At 71.9% G+C, this 16,948-nt stretch carries 19 protein-coding genes; 12 read left to right on the top strand and 7 right to left on the bottom strand.

Translation table 11 applies throughout. The features are described from left to right. Positions 1-37: 37 nt before the first annotated feature. Complete coding sequence (locus ACZ6Y1_RS20115) at positions 38-1,669, bottom strand: putative glycoside hydrolase (RefSeq protein WP_469631202.1); 1,632 nt, start codon at positions 1,667-1,669, stop codon at positions 38-40. Positions 1,670-1,869: 200 nt separating this feature from the next. Here ACZ6Y1_RS20115 and ACZ6Y1_RS20120 point away from each other — a divergent pair, with 200 nt between their 5' ends. The 4 genes from ACZ6Y1_RS20120 to ACZ6Y1_RS20135 all read left to right on the top strand — a co-directional run bounded on the left by ACZ6Y1_RS20120 (position 1,870) and on the right by ACZ6Y1_RS20135 (position 5,970). Continuing rightward, positions 1,870-2,886 (top strand): polysaccharide deacetylase family protein, encoded by a 1,017-nt coding sequence (locus ACZ6Y1_RS20120; protein ID WP_469631206.1) that lies wholly within the window; start codon positions 1,870-1,872, stop codon positions 2,884-2,886. A 183-nt stretch (positions 2,887-3,069) separates the two neighbouring features. Further along, on the top strand, positions 3,070-4,026 hold the full coding sequence (locus tag ACZ6Y1_RS20125; RefSeq protein WP_469631209.1) for a GlxA family transcriptional regulator: 957 nt from the start codon (positions 3,070-3,072) through the stop codon (positions 4,024-4,026). Positions 4,027-4,143: 117 nt separating this feature from the next. Continuing rightward, a complete protein-coding gene (gene gap, locus ACZ6Y1_RS20130) occupies positions 4,144-5,142 on the top strand; it encodes a type I glyceraldehyde-3-phosphate dehydrogenase (RefSeq protein ID WP_469631212.1) in 999 nt (332 codons plus the stop codon). 204 nt (positions 5,143-5,346) lie between these two features. Then, positions 5,347-5,970, top strand: a complete 624-nt coding sequence (locus ACZ6Y1_RS20135) for a hypothetical protein (RefSeq protein ID WP_469631217.1) — start codon at positions 5,347-5,349, stop codon at positions 5,968-5,970. A gap of 41 nt (positions 5,971-6,011) precedes the next feature. On the opposite strand, the gene ACZ6Y1_RS20140 is transcribed toward ACZ6Y1_RS20135, so the two are convergent. Next, positions 6,012-6,572, bottom strand: a complete 561-nt coding sequence (locus tag ACZ6Y1_RS20140; protein WP_469631220.1) for a TetR/AcrR family transcriptional regulator — start codon at positions 6,570-6,572, stop codon at positions 6,012-6,014. Positions 6,573-6,685: 113 nt separating this feature from the next. Here ACZ6Y1_RS20140 and ACZ6Y1_RS20145 point away from each other — a divergent pair, with 113 nt between their 5' ends. From ACZ6Y1_RS20145 to ACZ6Y1_RS20160, 4 genes are all read left to right on the top strand, one after another. After that, the gene (locus ACZ6Y1_RS20145; RefSeq protein WP_469631223.1) at positions 6,686-7,339 is read left to right on the top strand and encodes an FMN-dependent NADH-azoreductase; all 654 of its coding nucleotides are present in this window, start codon (positions 6,686-6,688) and stop codon (positions 7,337-7,339) included. Further along, positions 7,336-7,659 (top strand): DMT family transporter, encoded by a 324-nt coding sequence (locus ACZ6Y1_RS20150; protein ID WP_469631227.1) that lies wholly within the window; start codon positions 7,336-7,338, stop codon positions 7,657-7,659. The genes ACZ6Y1_RS20145 and ACZ6Y1_RS20150 overlap by 4 nt, the downstream gene beginning before the upstream one ends. Positions 7,660-7,750: 91 nt before the next feature. Next, complete coding sequence (locus ACZ6Y1_RS20155) at positions 7,751-8,161, top strand: hypothetical protein (RefSeq protein WP_469631230.1); 411 nt, start codon at positions 7,751-7,753, stop codon at positions 8,159-8,161. Positions 8,162-8,200: 39 nt separating this feature from the next. Further along, positions 8,201-8,647 carry an SRPBCC family protein gene (locus ACZ6Y1_RS20160; RefSeq protein ID WP_469631233.1) on the top strand — a complete coding sequence of 149 codons (447 nt, stop codon included), beginning with the start codon at positions 8,201-8,203 and terminating at the stop codon, positions 8,645-8,647. Positions 8,648-8,744: 97 nt separating this feature from the next. On the opposite strand, the gene ACZ6Y1_RS20165 is transcribed toward ACZ6Y1_RS20160, so the two are convergent. Beyond that, on the bottom strand, positions 8,745-9,851 hold the full coding sequence (locus tag ACZ6Y1_RS20165) for a substrate-binding domain-containing protein (protein WP_469631236.1): 1,107 nt from the start codon (positions 9,849-9,851) through the stop codon (positions 8,745-8,747). A gap of 316 nt (positions 9,852-10,167) precedes the next feature. Here ACZ6Y1_RS20165 and ACZ6Y1_RS20170 point away from each other — a divergent pair, with 316 nt between their 5' ends. From ACZ6Y1_RS20170 to ACZ6Y1_RS20180, 3 genes are all read left to right on the top strand, one after another. Next, a complete protein-coding gene (locus ACZ6Y1_RS20170; protein ID WP_469631239.1) occupies positions 10,168-10,809 on the top strand; it encodes a hypothetical protein in 642 nt (213 codons plus the stop codon). A 326-nt stretch (positions 10,810-11,135) separates the two neighbouring features. After that, complete coding sequence (locus tag ACZ6Y1_RS20175) at positions 11,136-11,321, top strand: hypothetical protein (protein WP_469631242.1); 186 nt, start codon at positions 11,136-11,138, stop codon at positions 11,319-11,321. A gap of 399 nt (positions 11,322-11,720) precedes the next feature. After that, entirely contained in the window at positions 11,721-12,182 is a 462-nt protein-coding gene (locus ACZ6Y1_RS20180; RefSeq protein WP_469631245.1) for a hemerythrin domain-containing protein, read from the top strand. 53 nt (positions 12,183-12,235) lie between these two features. On the opposite strand, the gene ACZ6Y1_RS20185 is transcribed toward ACZ6Y1_RS20180, so the two are convergent. The 3 genes from ACZ6Y1_RS20185 to ACZ6Y1_RS20195 form a co-directional block, all read right to left on the bottom strand. Next, a complete protein-coding gene (locus tag ACZ6Y1_RS20185; RefSeq protein WP_469631250.1) occupies positions 12,236-13,096 on the bottom strand; it encodes a C40 family peptidase in 861 nt (286 codons plus the stop codon). Between the two features lie 184 nt (positions 13,097-13,280). Beyond that, a complete protein-coding gene (locus tag ACZ6Y1_RS20190) occupies positions 13,281-13,868 on the bottom strand; it encodes a DUF4291 domain-containing protein (RefSeq protein ID WP_469631253.1) in 588 nt (195 codons plus the stop codon). Between the two features lie 160 nt (positions 13,869-14,028). Beyond that, the gene (locus ACZ6Y1_RS20195) at positions 14,029-14,709 is read right to left on the bottom strand and encodes a DUF4232 domain-containing protein (RefSeq protein ID WP_469631255.1); all 681 of its coding nucleotides are present in this window, start codon (positions 14,707-14,709) and stop codon (positions 14,029-14,031) included. A 421-nt stretch (positions 14,710-15,130) separates the two neighbouring features. Here ACZ6Y1_RS20195 and ACZ6Y1_RS20200 point away from each other — a divergent pair, with 421 nt between their 5' ends. Then, positions 15,131-15,658, top strand: a complete 528-nt coding sequence (locus ACZ6Y1_RS20200; protein WP_469631258.1) for a hypothetical protein — start codon at positions 15,131-15,133, stop codon at positions 15,656-15,658. Between the two features lie 68 nt (positions 15,659-15,726). Here ACZ6Y1_RS20200 and ACZ6Y1_RS20205 read toward each other — a convergent pair whose 3' ends face one another. After that, a complete protein-coding gene (locus tag ACZ6Y1_RS20205; RefSeq protein ID WP_469631261.1) occupies positions 15,727-16,857 on the bottom strand; it encodes an FAD-dependent oxidoreductase in 1,131 nt (376 codons plus the stop codon). Positions 16,858-16,948: the final 91 nt, after the last annotated feature.

Consider the following 16,948-nt stretch of genomic DNA (forward strand, 5'->3'; position numbering starts at 1 on the left):
CCGCACACGGCACGGATCCGGCCAACTGCCGCCGCTGTCAGTGCGCGGCGATCTGCTGGAGCGCCGCACCCTGGTAGCGGGCGCCGGCGTTCCACAGGATGAAGGAGTTCATCCTGTTCGCCGCCGCGGCCTTGATCTGAGCGGCCACTTCCGTCGGCCCGTAGGTGCTGCCCATCGAGAAGTCCTGCAGCCACGGCACGACCTCCGCCTGGGTCCCCTTCACCTGCCGGGCGAAGTCGGCGAGCGAGCGCTGCACGATCGCGTACGGCGCGGTGTCGGGCTGTGCGACGCCGTACTCCCCCGGTCCCCAGTGGGACGGGTAGACCATGGGCGCGATGTAGTCGCTCACCTTCGCCAGCGCCCCGATGTCCTGGGCGATCTCGGTGGGCCGGGTCGCGGCGATGCCGAAGACGGAGACACCCAGGTACGCCGCGTGCGGACGCAGGGCGGTCCGCGTGTCGGCGACGAAGGAGGTGATGGACTGTTCCGGGGTGGCGGACCCGATGCCCGGGAAGCTCATGTGCGACAGCGGTCCGTCGGGCCGGCGCACGTAGTCGTAGAGGATGTCGTCGAAGCCCAGCCGAGCCGCTTCGACGGCGAGGTCCTGGTTGTACTTGCGCACCGTCGGGTCGGCGAAGTTGGTGAAGGACAGGGCTCCGTAGTGCCCGCCGTCGTAGGGCTGTCCCTCCGGGGTCAGCACGAGCTGGTCGCGCTTCCCGTTCTTCCAGGCGGCCGCCGCGAGTTTGGGGTCGCGGAAGGCGACGATGCGGCCGATGACCTGAGCGCCGGCGGCGTGGAGTTCGGCGATGGCCTTGCGGGCGTCGTAGTAGCCCTTGGCGGCGCCGATCTGCCGGGCAAGCGGCACCTGGGAGGCGTATCCGACCTCGCCGTCCTCGTCCTTGACGTCCAGTTCGACGGCGTTGAGCTTGCCGCTGCGCACCAGGGAGAGGACGTTGCCCCGCAGGGTGTCGTCACCCCAGCCGATGGCCGTGATGTGCGCGGCGCGGATCATGGGGCGGCGGCCCCGGGCGGACACGGCCTTGGTGGTGGTGTTCCCCGCGCGGTCGACAGCGGTGATCGTCACCACGCGGGTGCCCTTGGGCACCGTGGCCTTGAAGGTCCCGGATCCGTCGACGGGGACCTTCTTCCCGTCGACGGTCACGCGGGCGTCGGCGGACGCGCTGCCGGTGATGGTCACGGGAGCTCCGGCGTTCGTGACCGCGGGGTCGGCGACCTTCAGGTCGGGTGGTGTGGAGTCCACGGTGAAGCCGACGACTCTGCGGTACGAGGCGAAGGGAACACCCGTGTCCCCCGCCACCACCAGGGTGTGCCGCCCCTCGGTCAGGTGTGGCAGGCCCAGTCGCAGCCGGGCGTCCTGCCCCGCGGTCACGGGAACCGTCGCCCCGTCGAGAGCGACGTGCACCTTCTCCCGCCGGCCGGCGCTCTCGGCGTCGAGGTAGGCGCTGACCTGCGCGGCCTTGCGGGCATCGAGGACGGCGCCGTCGGCGAGACCCTCCACTCCCGGCCCGGACGCGAGGAAGGCCCAGGCCCCGCCCCCCGCCGCGGCCAGGGCGAGCACTCCCGTCGTCGCCATGAAGCCGCGCCGACGGGCCGGCCGGCGCAGACCGGAGGAAGAGGAGTAGGGGGATATGTGCCTCTTGGCCATCATGACGTCCTTAGCGCTGTGACCGGATGATGCTCCATTGATTGCCGTACGGACGCACGGATCCTCGGTTCCGTGTGGATTTCACGCGAACGGCCGGGGCCCGTCCCGGCGTGGCGGCTGCGCCGATCAGGGGACTGTGCGATATGGGAACCCGCGTCGCCGGTAGGTATGGCTCGTCCGGTCCACCTCGGGAGGGGTCCCGCATGCGTCACCCGTTCATTCCGCTCTGCGCCCTGGCCGGCGCCGCCGCCCTGCTCGCCGCAGGCTGCTCCCCGGGCTCCTCACCGCCCGCCGGAAAGCGACAGATGGCGCCGTCGGCTGCGACTTCGGCCACCCACGGCGCCGCGAGATCCGCGGCGGAAGTGGGCGCCGACGAGCTCGGCGACGTGCCCGTTCTGATGTACCACCAGCTCACCGCGAAACCGGCCGGCGTGTACGACCGGAGCCCGGCCGACTTCCGGGCCGAACTGGAGCGCCTGGCCCGGGAGAACTACGTCCCGGTCACCGCGCAGGCCTTCCAGACGGGCCGCATCGACATCCCGGCCGGAACGCACCCGGTGGTCCTCACGTTCGACGATTCGACCAACAGCCAGCTGCGGCTCGGCCCGGACGGCGCACCGGCAGCGGACACCGCTGTCGCCATCCTGACGGAGACGGCGAAGAAGTTCCCCTCGTTCAAGCCGGTCGCGACGTTCTTCGTCAACGCGGACGCCTTCTCGGCAACCGGTTCCGCCAAGGCGCTTACGTGGCTGAGGACGCACCGATACGAGGTGGGGAACCACACAGACCGCCATCAGAACCTGCGCTCCCTGGACGAGGCCGGCGCCGCGCAGGCCATCACCGCCGGCCAGCACGCGATCGAGGCGGCCGCGCCGGGCACGCGGGTCACCTCGCTCGCCCTGCCCTTCGGGGCCATGCCCGAGTCCGACGGGGTCGCCGCACGGGGAGCCGGATACCGCCACGACGGGGTGTACCTCGTGGGGGCGAACCCCTCGGTCTCGCCGTACGCCAAGGCCTTCACCCCCGGCGCGATCCCGCGGATCCGTTCGGCGGGGCCGAAGGACGCGGACGCCGAGTTCGGCTCGTCGCGCTGGCTCGACAAGCTCGCCTCCGGCCCGGGCCGGTACGTCTCCGACGGGGACCCGAACACGGTCGCCTTCCCGCGTGCCTCCCAGGACAAGCTGGCCCCGGCCTTCGCCTCTCGGGCCCGGCCGTACTAGCAGTGCTCTGTCAGGAGGGTTCCGGGCGGCGGCGCCGGTTCGCGGCGGTGCCGACTCCCGTCTGCCGTGCCGGCTGCCGGCGGCGGTGCCGGATCCCGGCGGCCGCGGTTCCCGTCCGGGGCCGCGGCCTGCGCGCTCGCCGGCCCCGGCCGTCCCCGTTCCCCGCCGCGTACCCTCGTGACCGTGCCGTCTTCCCCTCTCCGCCGTGTCGCCGTTCTCGTCCTCGAGGGCGCCAAACCCCTCGATGTCGGGATCCCCGCGCAGGTGTTCACGACCCGCGCCAGCATGCCGTACGAGGTGCGGGTGTGCGGTGCCGGACCCGGCCTCGTGACCGGGGGCGACGGGCTGTCGTACCACGTGACGCACGGGCTGGAGGCGCTGGCGTGGGCCGACATCGTCTTCGTCCCCGGCTACCGTTTTCCCGACCGCGACGACCCGCCGCAGGCCGTGCTCGACGCACTGGTCGCCGCCCACCGGCGGGGCGCGCGGCTCGCCGCCATCTCGACCGGCGCGTTCGCGCTCGCCGCCACCGGCCTGCTCGACGGCAAGCGCGCCACGACCCACTGGCATTACGCCCGGGCGTTCACCGCCCGGTATCCCCTCGTCCGGCTCGACGAGAACGTCCTGTTCGTCGACGAGGGCAGCGTACTGACGTCGGCCGGCGCCGCCTCCGGCATCGACCTGTGCCTGCACATCCTGCGGCACGACCTCGGCGTGTCCGCCTCGAACCACGCCGCCCGGCGGCTGGTCGCGGCCCCGTACCGCAGCGGCGGCCAGGCCCAGTACGTGCCCCGCAGCGTGCCCGAGCCGCTCGGCGAGCGGTTCGCCGCCACCCGCGAGTGGGCCCTGCACCGGCTCGGCGAGCCCCTCACCCTCGAAGCGCTCGCCGAACACGCGGGGGTCTCGGCGCGTACGTTCTCGCGGCGCTTCGCCGAGGACACCGGGTACACGCCGATGCAGTGGGTCATGCGTGCCCGGATCGACGTGGCCCGGGAGCTGCTGGAGCGCTCGGAGCGGAGTGTCGAGCAGATCGCCGCCGATGTCGGCCTCGGAACCGGGTCGAATCTGCGGCTGCACTTCCACCGCATCCTCGGGACCACCCCGACCGACTACCGGCGCACCTTCACCCGAGGTGAATAGGGGAAGCGGCCCCCGCGGACCCCGGCTGGCGGGATCCTTGCGAACCATGGCGATCTCGCCGCTGTCGCGGACGGTCGACGGGCGCGAACCTGGTGGCGAACGAAAGGGACATCGCTCATGACTCGCATCGCCATCAACGGATTCGGCCGCATCGGACGCAACGTGCTGCGCGCGCTGCTCGAACGTGACAGTGACCTCGAAGTCGTCGCCGTCAACGACCTCACCGAGCCCACCACGCTCGCGCGGCTGCTCGCCTACGACACCACCGCCGGCCGGCTCGGGCGCCCCGTGACCGTCGACGGGAACGTCCTCGTCGTCGACGGCCGCCGTATCGCGGTGCTGGCCGAACGCGAACCCGAGCAGCTGCCGTGGGCCGAGCTCGGCGTGGACATCGTGCTGGAGGCGACCGGCCGCTTCACCTCGGCCGAGGCCGCGCGCGGCCACATCAAGGCGGGGGCTCGCAAGGTGCTCGTCAGCGCACCTTCCGACGGCGCCGACGTCACGCTCGCCTACGGGGTCAACACCGACGCCTACGACCCGGCCGCGCACACGATCGTCTCGAACGCCTCGTGCACGACCAACGCGCTGGCCCCGCTGGCCTCCGTACTCGACGACCTCGCCGGCATCGAGCACGGCTTCATGACCACGGTGCACGCCTACACGCAGGAGCAGAACCTGCAGGACGGCCCGCACCGCGATGCCCGGCGGGCGCGCGCCGCAGCCGTCAACATCGTGCCGACCTCGACGGGCGCCGCCAAGGCGATCGGCCTCGTGCTGCCGAACCTCTCGGGCAAGCTGTCGGGCGACTCGATCCGCGTGCCGGTCCCGGTGGGCTCGATCGTCGAGCTCAACACCACCGTCGCCCGCGAGGTGACGCGCGAGGAGGTCCTGGAGGCCTACCGCACTGCGGCGCAGGGACCGCTGGCGGGGGTGCTGGAGTACTCCGAAGACCCTCTCGTCTCCTCCGACATCACGGGCAACCCCGCCTCGTCGATCTTCGACTCGGAGCTGACCCGCGTCGACGGACGCCACGTCAAGGTGGTCGCCTGGTACGACAACGAGTGGGGCTTCTCGAACCGCGTGATCGACACGCTCACCCTCCTCGCCGCCGGCTGAGCAGACCGCAGGGCAGACGGCCGCGTCCCGGGGAGTGACGGCTCCCCGGGACGCGGTCGACGACCCGGGCCCCGACGTGCACGGTTTCCCGCCGGCCATCCGGGGCGAAGCGGCACTCCTCGCCGGCGGATCCGCCCTTTCGGGCCGGGGACCCGCGCTCGGCTGGCTAGCCTTGTCGCAGTCCGGTCCTGGAGGGGGAGTGAAGTGACCCACACGCGTGGCGAGGAGACGGCGCCGGCCGAACAGACGCCCTCGCAGGCAGGCGGCCCGGGGAGCTACCCGGGGAGCAACCCGCCCAGATGGGCCTGGTGGGTCATCGGCATCGTGATACCCGTCCTGGGCATCGGGGCCACGATGTGGACCACCTCCGCCAAGAGTCCGGGCCCCTCCCCTCCCCCGGCCCGGACTCCGGGCGCCGTCCCGCCGGAAACACCGCCGCCCGGCCGGGCGCCGAACGAGGCGTCCCCGGTGTCCTCTTCTCCCACGAGCGCCGTGCCGGCGGTCTTCCTGGGCGTATGGGAGGGATCGATCAGTGACGACACCGGGGAACACCATCGGCGCATGACCATCCGGCAGGGGAAGGTCGGTGACGAGATGGTCACCACACGCACCACCAGTAACGCGACCGGCAGCACGATCCAGTGCAGGGGAACGGGCACCCTCGTGGCCGCCGACTCCACCACGATCGAACTCGACACGATGGTCACCGAGAGCATCCCCACCGGCAGGTGCAAGAGCATCGGCGAGCAGACCCTGACCCTTCTGGACGACCATCGTGTCCGGTACCGGACCGGAGAGGCGACCGGGATCCTCACCCGCCAGCGCTGACCGCGCGGCCAGGTGGCGGTGGGGCCGGCCGTCCCTAGGAATCAGTCGGCGGCCAGCACGCTCGCCAGCCGCCCCAGTGCCGCCTTGACACGGTCCGGCGTCACCCCCTGCGCTCGCTGCTGGAGGAAGACCTCAGGAGCCAGCGGCGCGAGCAGGCTGTCGACCAGGGCCTCCGGGTCCGGGGCGCCGGACTCGCGCAGCAGGGCGAGGACATGGACGCGCCAGAAGCCGTACGCGCCGACGATGAAGCGCTTCCCGCCGGTCTCGGCGCCCAGCACCAAGTGGCCGTGGGTGTCCAGCAGGTCGACCATGGCCGCGTAGAAGGCGGTGAGCCGCTCGCGCGGCGGCGCACCGGGACCCAGCGGCGGCGCACCGCGCAACAGCTCTTCCTGCAGGCGGCGTTCGTGCTCGTCGAGGAGGGCCGCCGCGATGGACGTGACGTCCGGGTAGCGGCGGTAGAGCGTGCCGCGGCCGATGCCGGCCGCCCGGGCGATGTCCTCCATCGTGACCGCCCGCGGATCACCGGCGGCGAACACCTCGGCGGCGGCGGAGAGCACCTTGGCCCGGTTGCGGGCGGCGTCCGCACGTTCACTCGTCCCCATGGGGCCCCAGCCTACCGGAATAACTGGACACCGTGTCCGGTTGAGCCTCTCGTCGGGTATAACTGGACGCCGTGTCCGGTTACTGCTTTCCGTCGATACCGAGGGGTCCCGTCATGAGTACGCTGCTGCACCTCGATGCCAGCGCCCGCCGCCAGTCCTTCAGCCGGGAGGCCGGCGACGCCGTCGCCGGCGCCTGGCGGGCGCGCCACCCGGGTGGCGTCCACATCCACCGCGACCTGGCCCGGACCCCCGTCCCGCAGATCGGCGAGGCATGGACCGAGCTGTGCGACTACGTCCTGGAGCACGAGATCACCGACCCCGCCCGCTACCGGGAGGCCGTACGCACTGCGGCGCAGGAGGCGGCCTGGGCCGTCGTCGAGCCGCTGCTGTCCGAACTCGTCGCCGCCGACGTCGTGTTGATCGCCACGCCGATGTACAACTACTCGGTCCCGGCGTCCCTGAAGGCCTGGATCGACCAGGTCACCTTCCCGCGCATGTCCCTGGCCGGACGGCGGTTCGTCGTGACGTACGCACGCGGCGGAGCGTACGGCCCGGGCACCCCGCGCCACCCTTACGACCACCAGGAGCGCTACCTGCGCGACTTCTTCGCCGGACACTTCGCCGTACCGGAGGAGGCCATGACCTTCCTCGGCACCGAGCTGGTCAACTCCCGCACCGATCCCGCCCTCGCGGGCCGGCGCGCGGCGCACGACGCGTCCCGCGCGGCCGCACTGGAAGCCGCGCGCACGGCAGGAGCGTCTCTGTGAGCTGGCTCCTCCTCATCACCGCCGGCCTGGTGGAGGTCGCCTGGTCGCAGAGCATCAAACCGACGGCCGGGTTCACCCGCCCGCTGCCCACGCTGCTCTGCTTCGCGCTCGCCGCCGTCGCGGTCTATCTGCTGTCCATGGCGATGAAGGGCCTGCCGGTCGGCACGGCGTACGCCGTCTTCACCGGGATCGGCGCGGCCGGCGCCATCACACTGGGCGTCGTGGTCCACAAGGACCCGCTGACCCCGGGCCGCCTCCTCGCCCTCGCCCTGATCATCGGCGGCGTGGCACTGTCCCACGCCACCTCCCAGGCCGAGTAGGCGTCCGTCGTTCTCGCTTGACCGTTCACAAGCCGGGTAGGCGCCGACCGTGTCCGGCGGCTGTCCGGGCGCGGATACAAGGAGGACTTCCATGCTTCTCGTCCTCGGACTCATCATCCTGATCGCCGCTGCCGTCGTCGGACTCGTCGGAGTGTTCGGGAACACCGGTCCCGCGCACGGTCTCGGGGCCGGCGGTGACTTCTCGATCTTCGGCTATCACGCCACCGGTTCGACCGGAGCCCTGTTTCTGACCGGAATCATCGTGGGGGCCGCAGCTCTCCTGGGCCTGGCCCTGACCATGATCGGCGCCCGCCGCTCGGCCCGCCGTTCGGCCCGGGCCCGGCGGGACCTGGACGCGGCCCGCAACCAGGCAGCCATCGACCGTGACCGGGAGCCGCAGGGCGACGGACCGACCGGACAACCCGACGACACTCCGGCCGCCGACACCCCCCGCCGTCGAGGCCGCTGGTTCGGCCACGGCCACCGGACCGCGCCCCACTGACCAGGCGGCCCCGCCCCGCGAGCCTCTAGGACCCCCACGGTGAACGCACCCGCTACGGACGTACTCGTACTCGAGCGACACGTCGCCGCGCGCCCCAGGACGGTGTTCTCCTTCCTCACCGAGGACGACAAGTGGCTCGCGTGGATGGGCAAGAACGGGGAGTTCCGCTTCGCGCCCGGCGGCGGCTACCGGACGAACGTCCGGGGCGACGACGTCGCCGCGGGCCGGTTCATCGAGATCGACCCACCCGTGCGGATCGTGTTCACCTGGGGCTGGGTCCAGGGCGATCCAGCCGTGCCTCCCGGCTCCAGCACGGTGGACATCACCCTCGAACCGGTCGAGGACGGCACCCTGCTTCGGCTCACACACCGCGGCCTCCCCTCCCCCGCCGCCTGCACGGCCCACGCCGAGGGCTGGACGCACTACCTGCGCCGCCTGGTGATCTGGGCAGAAGGCGGCGACCCCGGCCCCGACGACTGGAGGTGACCCCGGCGCCGGCTGCCCTGCCGTGCTGCCCTACCGGTGCTGCCCTGCCGTGCCGCCCTGATGGCAACCGGCCGTACGCACCCGGTCGCGGGCGCCGCTACTTCAGGCCGATCTCCTCGCACGCGGCCCTCAGCCTGTCGGTGCAGATCTCCGCGACCGTGTACACGTCGTCCTGGATCACCGTGGCCCTGATGTTGCCCCTGTTCAGCGCGATGCCGGGGACGAGCACCGACGGCACCCGCTTGGTCGTCGGGCTGTCGACGATCTGGTTGATGATGCCGTCGATCCTCTCGCCCTTGGCGAGGGCGACGGCCAACTCCGCCGCGGCCGAGGCTTCGGGGGCGTACGGCTTGTACACGGTCATGAGCTGCTCGCCCATGACGACCCGCTGCACGGCGGGGAGTTCGGCGTCCTGGCCGGTCACCGGCGGCAGCGGGGACACCCCGGCGGCCCTCAGGGCGGCGATGGCGCCGCCCGCCACGCCGTCGTTGGCCGAGTAGATCCCCACGATCTTGCTTTTGCCGAGGGCCGAGATCGCGGCCGTCATGTTGGCGGTGGCGTTCTCCGGCTTCCAGTCGACCGTGTCGTACTCCTTGCCGATGTTCACCTCGCCGTCGAGGACGGAGTGCGCGCTCTGCTTGAACTGCCGCGCGTTCGGGTCGGTGACCGAGCCGTTCATCATGACGACCTGGCCGGACCTGGCCTTGTCGCCCAGCGCATCGAGCAGCGCCTTTGCCTGGACCCTGCCGATGTCGTGGTTGTCGAAGGAGGTGTAGGCGTCGATCGGGCCCTCGGCCAGGCGGTCGTAGGCAACCACCGGGATGCCGGCGTCCTTGGCCTTCTTGACCGAGCCGGCGATGCTCTTGGAGTCCACCGGGTCAATGATCAGGACGTCCACCTTCTTGCCGATCATCGCCTCGACCTGCGCATTCTGAACAGCCGCGTCCTGCCTGGCATTGACGTAGAGCACTTCGCCCTTGCCGCGGGTGAATCTGCCGACCTCCTTTTCGATGAGCGGTTTGTCGAACTTCTCGTAGCGCACGGTCTCGTCCTCGGGAAGCAGGAGACCGACTCTGATCGTGTCGCTTTTGGCGGCACTCCCGGGTCTTCCGTCGCCTTCGTCCGCGGATCCGCAAGCGGCGAGCGAGACGGTGATCGCGGAAGCGGCCACGGCAACGGCGGCCCGCCCCAGATGTGCGTTCACTACGTAAACCTCCCTGACGAGGCCGTATTCGTCCGGCCGAGGTAGGCGAAGTCAACTCGCCGCCGTCACCACCGTCAAGGAGTGAATTCTTAACGAGATGGCAACGTTCCAAGTAGGCCGCATTCACTGAAAATGCTTCTCTATCGGGGCATTTCCTCACAGCCGTGCGGTGATTCGCACTTCAACTTGTAAAGGCGTGCTTCGCTCCGAGCGTCGTCGTGCCCGCCCGAAACGGATGGCGGCCGGTCGCGGTCTTTACGTGCCGCATGGCATCGCGGTTACGTGGAGGGCACCGGCACGAGCCACGGGGGCGGGCATGACGCGTTGGCATGGAGGATGGGGACGCGGGCTCGCGCGCACCGCGACGGCGCTGGCCGTGCCGCCGCTGGCCGCGGCCCTGGCGTTCGGGGTGGCCCGGGAGTCGGCGTACGGGTCGCTGAGCGACTGGGAGTTCCTCGTCGGCGGGCTGCTGCTCCCGTTGGTCCTGCTCGGCTTGCACGCCGCCCTCGCCGCACGGCGCGGGGCCTCGGTCATCGCGCTGTCCGCCCTCCCAGCCTGCCTCGGCGCCCTCCTCGCGCTCGCGTCCGTCGGGCACAGCGTGCTGGAGGACAGGGGCGTCGAAATCAGCTGCGTCGTCCTGAAGGTCACCGAGCACACCGAGACGGAGTCCTCCATGGACGCCGAGGGCCACTGGACCTCCACGACCCGGACCTCGTACGACCACCGCCTGGACTGCCCCGCAGGCGGCCCGAAGCACCTGGACACCTCCTCGCGGCTCGCGAAGGAGGGCGAGTCCCTCGCTGTGGTGCACGACCCCCGGGGCAAGGTCTCCCCGCGGGCCGCCGGGGACGTCCACGGCTGGGGGATGCGCGCCGCGGCCGAGGTCATGGTCGGGATGGCAATGCTCGTGGGGCTCGCCGGCGGAATCCGGGAGGCCTACGAGAAACGGCGCCGGTGAAGAGCCAAAACCTCCACTGCCGAACGGCGCCGCGCGTCGGCAGCGCCCGGCCGCCCGGCCGCCCGGCCGCCCGGCCGCCGCAAACGTGCGGGAAACTCACCTCGGGCCCGGCCCGGAGGGCCCCGCCCGCGCCTTCGGCGGGGCCGACTAGCACCTGGCCGGCCACGCCGACGTTCATCGACGTCACCCTCACCACGGAGGGCGGCATTCGCGTCGCGGACAACGGACGGGGTCTGGCCGTCCAGGTCGAGCCGTCTCATGGTCGAGGTCCACCGGGACGGCCACCGCTGGACCCAGGAGTACGAGAAGGCACCCCGATCACCGCCTTGACGAGGAACGAGGCGACGGACCGGCACGGCACGACGATCGCGTTCCTGCCGGACCCCGAGGTCTGCACACCGACGGCCCTTCGGGCCTTCGTGGCCCGGCTCAACCCCTGTCCTCCGAGTCTCGTCCACTCCCAGGCCCTCGGTTTCGAGTCGGAGAACGAGAGCAGGACGACGAGGACATGACCGCCGAGGCCGTTCTCAGCGGCCTGACCGCGGTCGTCTCCGTGAAGCTCGCCCACCCCGTCTTCGAGGGCGCCACCAGGACCTGCCGCGTCGGCTCAGCCCGTTGTGGAGTTCACGAAGGCCGCGCCCCGGGCGGCGCGAAAGCACGCCCCGTGGGCGGGGGCACGCCGGTCGCCTGGTCCCCGCAGCCGATGTCGCGGACGCGTCCGCCGCAGGGCCGGACACGGCACGCATATAATCTGGTGCAGCGTCGCGTGCCGGTGGCGGACAGATCGTCAGGCATGGAGGCGTCGTACCGGAAGGTGGCTACGGCCATTCCCGTCTCGATTTCACAGAAGATCCCGCTTCCCTCCTCCGGGGATCACTTCCCCGGCCCCCGACCGCGACGGGAGGGTGATCGTGAAGCCTGATCGCCTCACCGCCTGGAGCGGGGAACTGCAGCGGGTCCACGGCAAGCTGCGCACCGCGCTGGCGCTGGCGCGGGCACGACTGGACGGGGGCGACCCCGCCGACATCGGCACCGACCTGTTGTTGTTCTGCCACGGGTTCTGCGCAGCCCTCTCCGGCCATCACCGCGCCGAGGACGGTTCGCTGTTCCCGCAAGTGCTGCGGGCACGACCCGACCTGGCGCCGGTGGTCGCGAAACTGACACAGGACCACAACATGATCGAGCACCTCATCGGTGCCCTGCGGAAGGCGGTGGCCGACTCGGCCGACCCGGAGGTGGCACACCTCCACCTCGACGGAATCGAGGCGGTCATGGAGACCCACTTCACGTACGAGGAGAGGCAACTCGGCCCGGTGCTGGACGGCATGGACGCCGACTTCGACCGCACCGAGGTCTTCGGACCGATCAGCTGAGCCGGCCGCGTCCCGCTCCGGACGTCGGCGGGAGCGGCGGTGCGGTGGTGTGCTCAGGGGCAGGTGCGTACGCCGTCCAGCCAGGCCGGGCCCTTGATGTAGATGTTGGTGATCCACGCCCCGTACTCGGGCAGGTAGGACCAGGCGTCGTTGGTGTAGCCCTCGGCCGTCACGGGCTCGGCGTGCTTCTGGCAGTCGATGCGCACGGTGGTCGGGCCGGGGAACCGGTGCGCCCGCGGGCTCCCCGTGGACGGTTCCGTGTGGGTCCAGACGTCCGTGCCCCACGTGCTGAACGTACCGGGCGCCGGCGTCGCCGACGCGGCGATACGGACCGCTCCCGCGTAGTCGCCGCCCAGCCGCACGTCGCTGACGGTGATCCGGGTGCCGGATTCGCGGGCCTCGACCATCTTGCCCGCGCCCAGGTAGATCGCGATGTGGTGGATGGAGCCCCCTGACCCCCAGGCCAGGAGGTCCCCCGGCAGCAGCGGCCCGGTTCCCTCGGCCGCCGCGAACCGCTGCTGCACCTGGGGCGAGTTGAACTGGTGGTAGGCGTTGCCGGCCAGCGGGTCGCCGCCGGCCGCGCGGGCATAGGCGTACCGGACCAGCCCCGAGCAGTCGAAGCCCAGCCGCTCCGGGTCGTGCGCGCTGTCCGGGTCGGTCGGGTCGACCTGACCGTACGTCGGCCCCGGCTGCGGCCCGTGGCCACCGCCCCAGGTGTACCAGACGCCGATCTGTTCGCACGCGGCCCGTACCGCCCTCTCCGCCACCGCCGAGGCGCCGGTGGCCAGCACGTCGCACGACCCCGCCGCCTTCGGCGCGGGTGCCGCGGCCGCCGGGGTGAGGTGAGGCCCCGCCCCCGACGCCAGGAGGGCCGCCGCTGCCACTGCCGCCCCCACCGTCGTACGCATCGCCATGTCCGTTCCCCGTCCGTTCCCCGTTTCCGCCGCGGTGTCCCGCGGGTGGTGGTGCCCGTCGTCTTCGCACCGGCCGACTGTCGCCGGGCACTCCGAGACTGTGCCCCCTCACCCCTCCGCGTCGAGGAGGCGCGCGTAGCCCAACACAACGGGAAACGGGAAACGCCTGGGAAACCCCTTCCCATCAGGGTTTTTGAAAGACCGTCAAGACACCGCCGCTCAGCGGCCGGGTGCCGTGGCCCGGCGTCGGGTAGACCCGCTCCGCGGGGAACAGCCGCTGTGCCTTGGCGGCATGCCCCGTCTTGATCAGCTCCGCCGCCTTGCGGACCCGGGGGGTGAGGTCGGTGAGGCTGACGGTCCAGTCCTCGGCGAAGGTACGGATCAGAGTGCGGCCGATGCCGACCTGGATGCTGTAGTGGTTGAGCGCCGCTCCGCGCAGCGAGCGTTCCGGGTCCCACTGGACGTGCACGGCGGCTCGGGCCACCGCAGCCGGGTCGCCGGTCGTGAGGGCCGCCTGCGACAGGGCTTCCTCCCAGCCCTGCCGGGTCATCCGCACGGCGAGAACCCGCTCCTGCCCGGGTTTGCGGGCCCAGTTGCTGCGGTGCATCAGCCACAGGAAGGAGGGCTTGATCCACGTCATCCGGTGGAACGAGAACGGCGCGACGAAGCGGCCCGCTCGCAGTGCGGCGTCGGCGATGGCGGGTGGGTACGCCTGGTAGACCACGATCGTGTGGGCGTCGTAGTCGGCGCGGATCTCGTACTGGGCTGCCATGCGCCGCACCCTGCCATCCGCTCCGCCCGCCTCGCGAGGCGTTTTCCCGGCAGCTCGGCCGACCTCGTCCGGTCCGCCGACGGCCGCCTCCGGCGCGAGCGGTTCCACTGCGGCCGGGCGCTGGTCGACCCGGCCGGCCGGCGTCCGGGCCGCCCTCCGGTCAGGACGGCTTGCCGGCGGAGAAGGCGCTGACCGTCACCTTGTTGTCGCATTCGGCGAAGACGCCGCCGTCGGTCATGGCGATCTGGTGCGAGCCCGCGCCGGGCACACCGATGACGAGCGTCGGGAAGCTTGCGGGAGTGGCGCCCGAGACGCAGTACCCGTCCGCCTCGCCCTGGACGTTGACGAAGGTCAGCTTCGTCCAGGCGCGGGCTCCGGGAGCCAGCGTCACTGTCGACGCCGTACCGCTGTGGGTGGCGGCCAGCGGCAGGTTCTTGTCGGGCGAGCCGTTGCCCGCACCGGCCACCGTCGGGTATCCGGTGAGCGTGCAGGCGTGCTTCGCGGTGTTGGCGACCGAGAGCACCGCGGCGCCGGTCCCGGTGCCCGGCGGCCGCACCGCGGCCTGCTGGGCGTCGGAGACCTTGACCTCGTCGGCGGTGCAGGGCTTCGTCCCGCCGCCCGGGGCGGACGCCGAGGGGATGGGCGCGGTCCCGCCGGAGCCTCCGGTGGAGGAGGAGCCGGGCGTGGGCGTCGGGGCGGCCGGCACGGAGGCGGCCGGGGTGGCCGGCGGCGTGCCCGCCGCCCCGTCGTCGGCCGGGCCGCAGCCGGACATCAGGGCGGTGGCGGCGGCCGCCGCCACGAGCGCCGCCGTCGAGCGGCGGAGGCCTGCTGAGTACTGCATGGGATGCTCCTCGGTGTCTCCCGGCCGGCCCCGCACCGGCACGTGCAGGGACACGGCACCACGGCCCGCCCGAGTTCCCGTGCTGCGCCGTTGTGGCAGTCCTGTCACGCGACCATGACGTACGGCCCTGGCCCCGGCCCGCGCGGGGCTGCCCCGTACGGTACGCCGTGCCGAGGCGGCGCGGCCGGAGGCGGCCGTGCCCCGAGGGGCGAGGGGCCGGCGGGTGTGGTGAGCCTCCGGCCTTCGTGCACGGAACGGACCTGCCCGGCAGCACGCCGTCACCACGCCGCTTCCTGCACGTCCGGAGGCCTGAACTCCCCACGTCCGCACTAGTCTTACGATCATGGCCTTGCGACCCGATGAGTTCTACGACCACGCACGTGCGGCTGCGGATGATGAGCTTCGGCTTCCGCTCGCACGGATGACCGGATGGGACGTCAGTCCCTTCGAGGCGGAGGGCCTGCGTGTCTCCGCGCTCCGCCCGCCCGTTCTCCCCGAGGCGCCGCGGCACGGGGAGGACCCGGCGGACTGCCACGAGTGCCGCTCCCGCGACGAGGGCATCTGGCTCAACGACCGCTGGCGGCTCGCCCGGATACCAGGCGTCGGCGTGCCGCTGGTCCTGATGCTCTACCCGCGCGACCACTACGACATGGCCGACCTGCCCGACGAACTGGCCGCCGAGCTCGGCGTGCTCACCACCCACATCGTCCGCCACGTGCAAGCAGTGCCCCACATCAGCCGGGCCCACGTCTACCGCATCGGCGACGGGGCCGCGCACCTGCACGTGTGGTTCTTCGCCCGGCCCGAGGGACAGGCCCAGCTGTACGGATCGTGGCTGCCCGTCTGGGACGACCTCCTGCCCGAGTACCCGGCCGATGTGGCGGACGCGGACGCAACTGCCGTTGCCGAAGCCCTGATTGCCTCCTACGGAGGCCGTCGCACGACGTGACGACGTGACGACGTGCACGTCCCGCCCCGCTCCCGGCTCTACCGGGAACGGGACAGACGGTCAGGGGGTCAGAGGCACTTCGCGGTGATCATGTCGATAAGGCCATGGGCGGTGTTGTGCTCGGAGTCGATCCCGGGGACCACCCCGCCTTCGAAGACGGTGGGCTCGGAGCTGCGGGGGAACATGGCCTGCTCGTACTCGGTGAGCGCGGTCTCGACGTCGTCGGGGTGCGCGGCGAGGGCCCTGCCGAGTTCGGCGCCGTCGTACATGGCCAGGTTGGCGCCTTCACCGTTCGGGGCCGCGAGGTGGGCGGCGTCGCCGAGCAGGGTGACCCCTGGCACCCGGTCCCACCGGTGCCCGGCCGGCAGAGCGTAGTGGGGCCGCAGGACCGGCGGTGTGTCGCCGTCGGTGATCAGCGCGGTGAGTTCGGGGGCCCAGCCGTCGAACTCGGCGGCGATCCGCGCGGTGGCGGTGGCGGCATCGGTGAAGTCGATGGCTGCGAACCAGTCCTGCGGCCTGCTCAGCGCCACGTAGGCGTGCAGGGTGTCGCCGCTTTCGCGGTGAGCGAAGATCTCCCGGCCCGGCGCGGGCGCGATCAGCATTCCGCCGCCGACCGCCTTCGCGGCGGCCGGGTGCCGGGTGTCGGCGTGGAACAGGTACGTCTCGACGAACGACGTGCCGACGTACTCGGGGGTGGCGCTGGACAGCAGCGGCCGTACGCGGGACCAGGCGCCGTCCGCGCCGACCAGCAGGCCGGTGACGACGGTGCCGCCGTCGGCGAACATCACCTCGTGGCGGCCCGGCCCGACGGTGCGGGTGGCGCTGACCTTGTGGCCCCAACGGACCGTACCGGCCGGAAGCGAGTCGAGCAGGATCTGCCGTAACGCGCCGCGGTACACCTCGGGGCGGCCGCCCGCGCCGTCGTCGGCCTTGTCGAGCAGGACGGTGCCGTCCTTGTCGAGGACCCGTATCGCCTGGTGACCCTCCAGGATGATGGCGTGGAACTCGTCCGTCAGACCCGCCTCCTTGAGAGCGAGCTGTCCGTCGTGGTCGTGGATGTCGAGTAGTCCGCCCTGCGTGCGCGCCGTCGGGGAGGGCTCCGCCTCGTAGACCGTGGCCGGGATTCCGTGGACGTGCAGGACGCGGGCCAGCGTGAGCCCGCCGAGTCCGGCGCCGATGATCGTGACGGGTACGTGCATGGTGACTCCTGGGGTCGGGGCCGCCCGGCGCTCTCTGGACGGGCGTTCGCGGGAAACGCTCCCGCGCCTCGCCGACAGGCCACCGACACCG

It is taken from the genome of Streptomyces sp. NPDC053432 (genome assembly GCF_055585365.1).

What these genes read in the sequence shown, in the direction of transcription:
- ACZ6Y1_RS20115 (WP_469631202.1), bottom strand. Translation starts at nt 1,669, where the DNA reads ATGATGGCCAAGAGGCACATATCCCCCTACTCCTCTTCCTCCGGTCTG.
- ACZ6Y1_RS20120 (WP_469631206.1), top strand. Translation starts at nt 1,870, where the DNA reads ATGCGTCACCCGTTCATTCCGCTCTGCGCCCTGGCCGGCGCCGCCGCC.
- gap (WP_469631212.1), top strand. Translation starts at nt 4,144, where the DNA reads ATGACTCGCATCGCCATCAACGGATTCGGCCGCATCGGACGCAACGTG.
- ACZ6Y1_RS20140 (WP_469631220.1), bottom strand. Translation starts at nt 6,572, where the DNA reads ATGGGGACGAGTGAACGTGCGGACGCCGCCCGCAACCGGGCCAAGGTG.
- ACZ6Y1_RS20145 (WP_469631223.1), top strand. Translation starts at nt 6,686, where the DNA reads ATGAGTACGCTGCTGCACCTCGATGCCAGCGCCCGCCGCCAGTCCTTC.
- ACZ6Y1_RS20155 (WP_469631230.1), top strand. Translation starts at nt 7,751, where the DNA reads ATGCTTCTCGTCCTCGGACTCATCATCCTGATCGCCGCTGCCGTCGTC.
- ACZ6Y1_RS20170 (WP_469631239.1), top strand. Translation starts at nt 10,168, where the DNA reads ATGACGCGTTGGCATGGAGGATGGGGACGCGGGCTCGCGCGCACCGCG.
- ACZ6Y1_RS20185 (WP_469631250.1), bottom strand. Translation starts at nt 13,096, where the DNA reads ATGGCGATGCGTACGACGGTGGGGGCGGCAGTGGCAGCGGCGGCCCTC.
- ACZ6Y1_RS20190 (WP_469631253.1), bottom strand. Translation starts at nt 13,868, where the DNA reads ATGGCAGCCCAGTACGAGATCCGCGCCGACTACGACGCCCACACGATC.
- ACZ6Y1_RS20195 (WP_469631255.1), bottom strand. Translation starts at nt 14,709, where the DNA reads ATGCAGTACTCAGCAGGCCTCCGCCGCTCGACGGCGGCGCTCGTGGCG.
- ACZ6Y1_RS20200 (WP_469631258.1), top strand. Translation starts at nt 15,131, where the DNA reads ATGACCGGATGGGACGTCAGTCCCTTCGAGGCGGAGGGCCTGCGTGTC.
- ACZ6Y1_RS20205 (WP_469631261.1), bottom strand. Translation starts at nt 16,857, where the DNA reads ATGCACGTACCCGTCACGATCATCGGCGCCGGACTCGGCGGGCTCACG.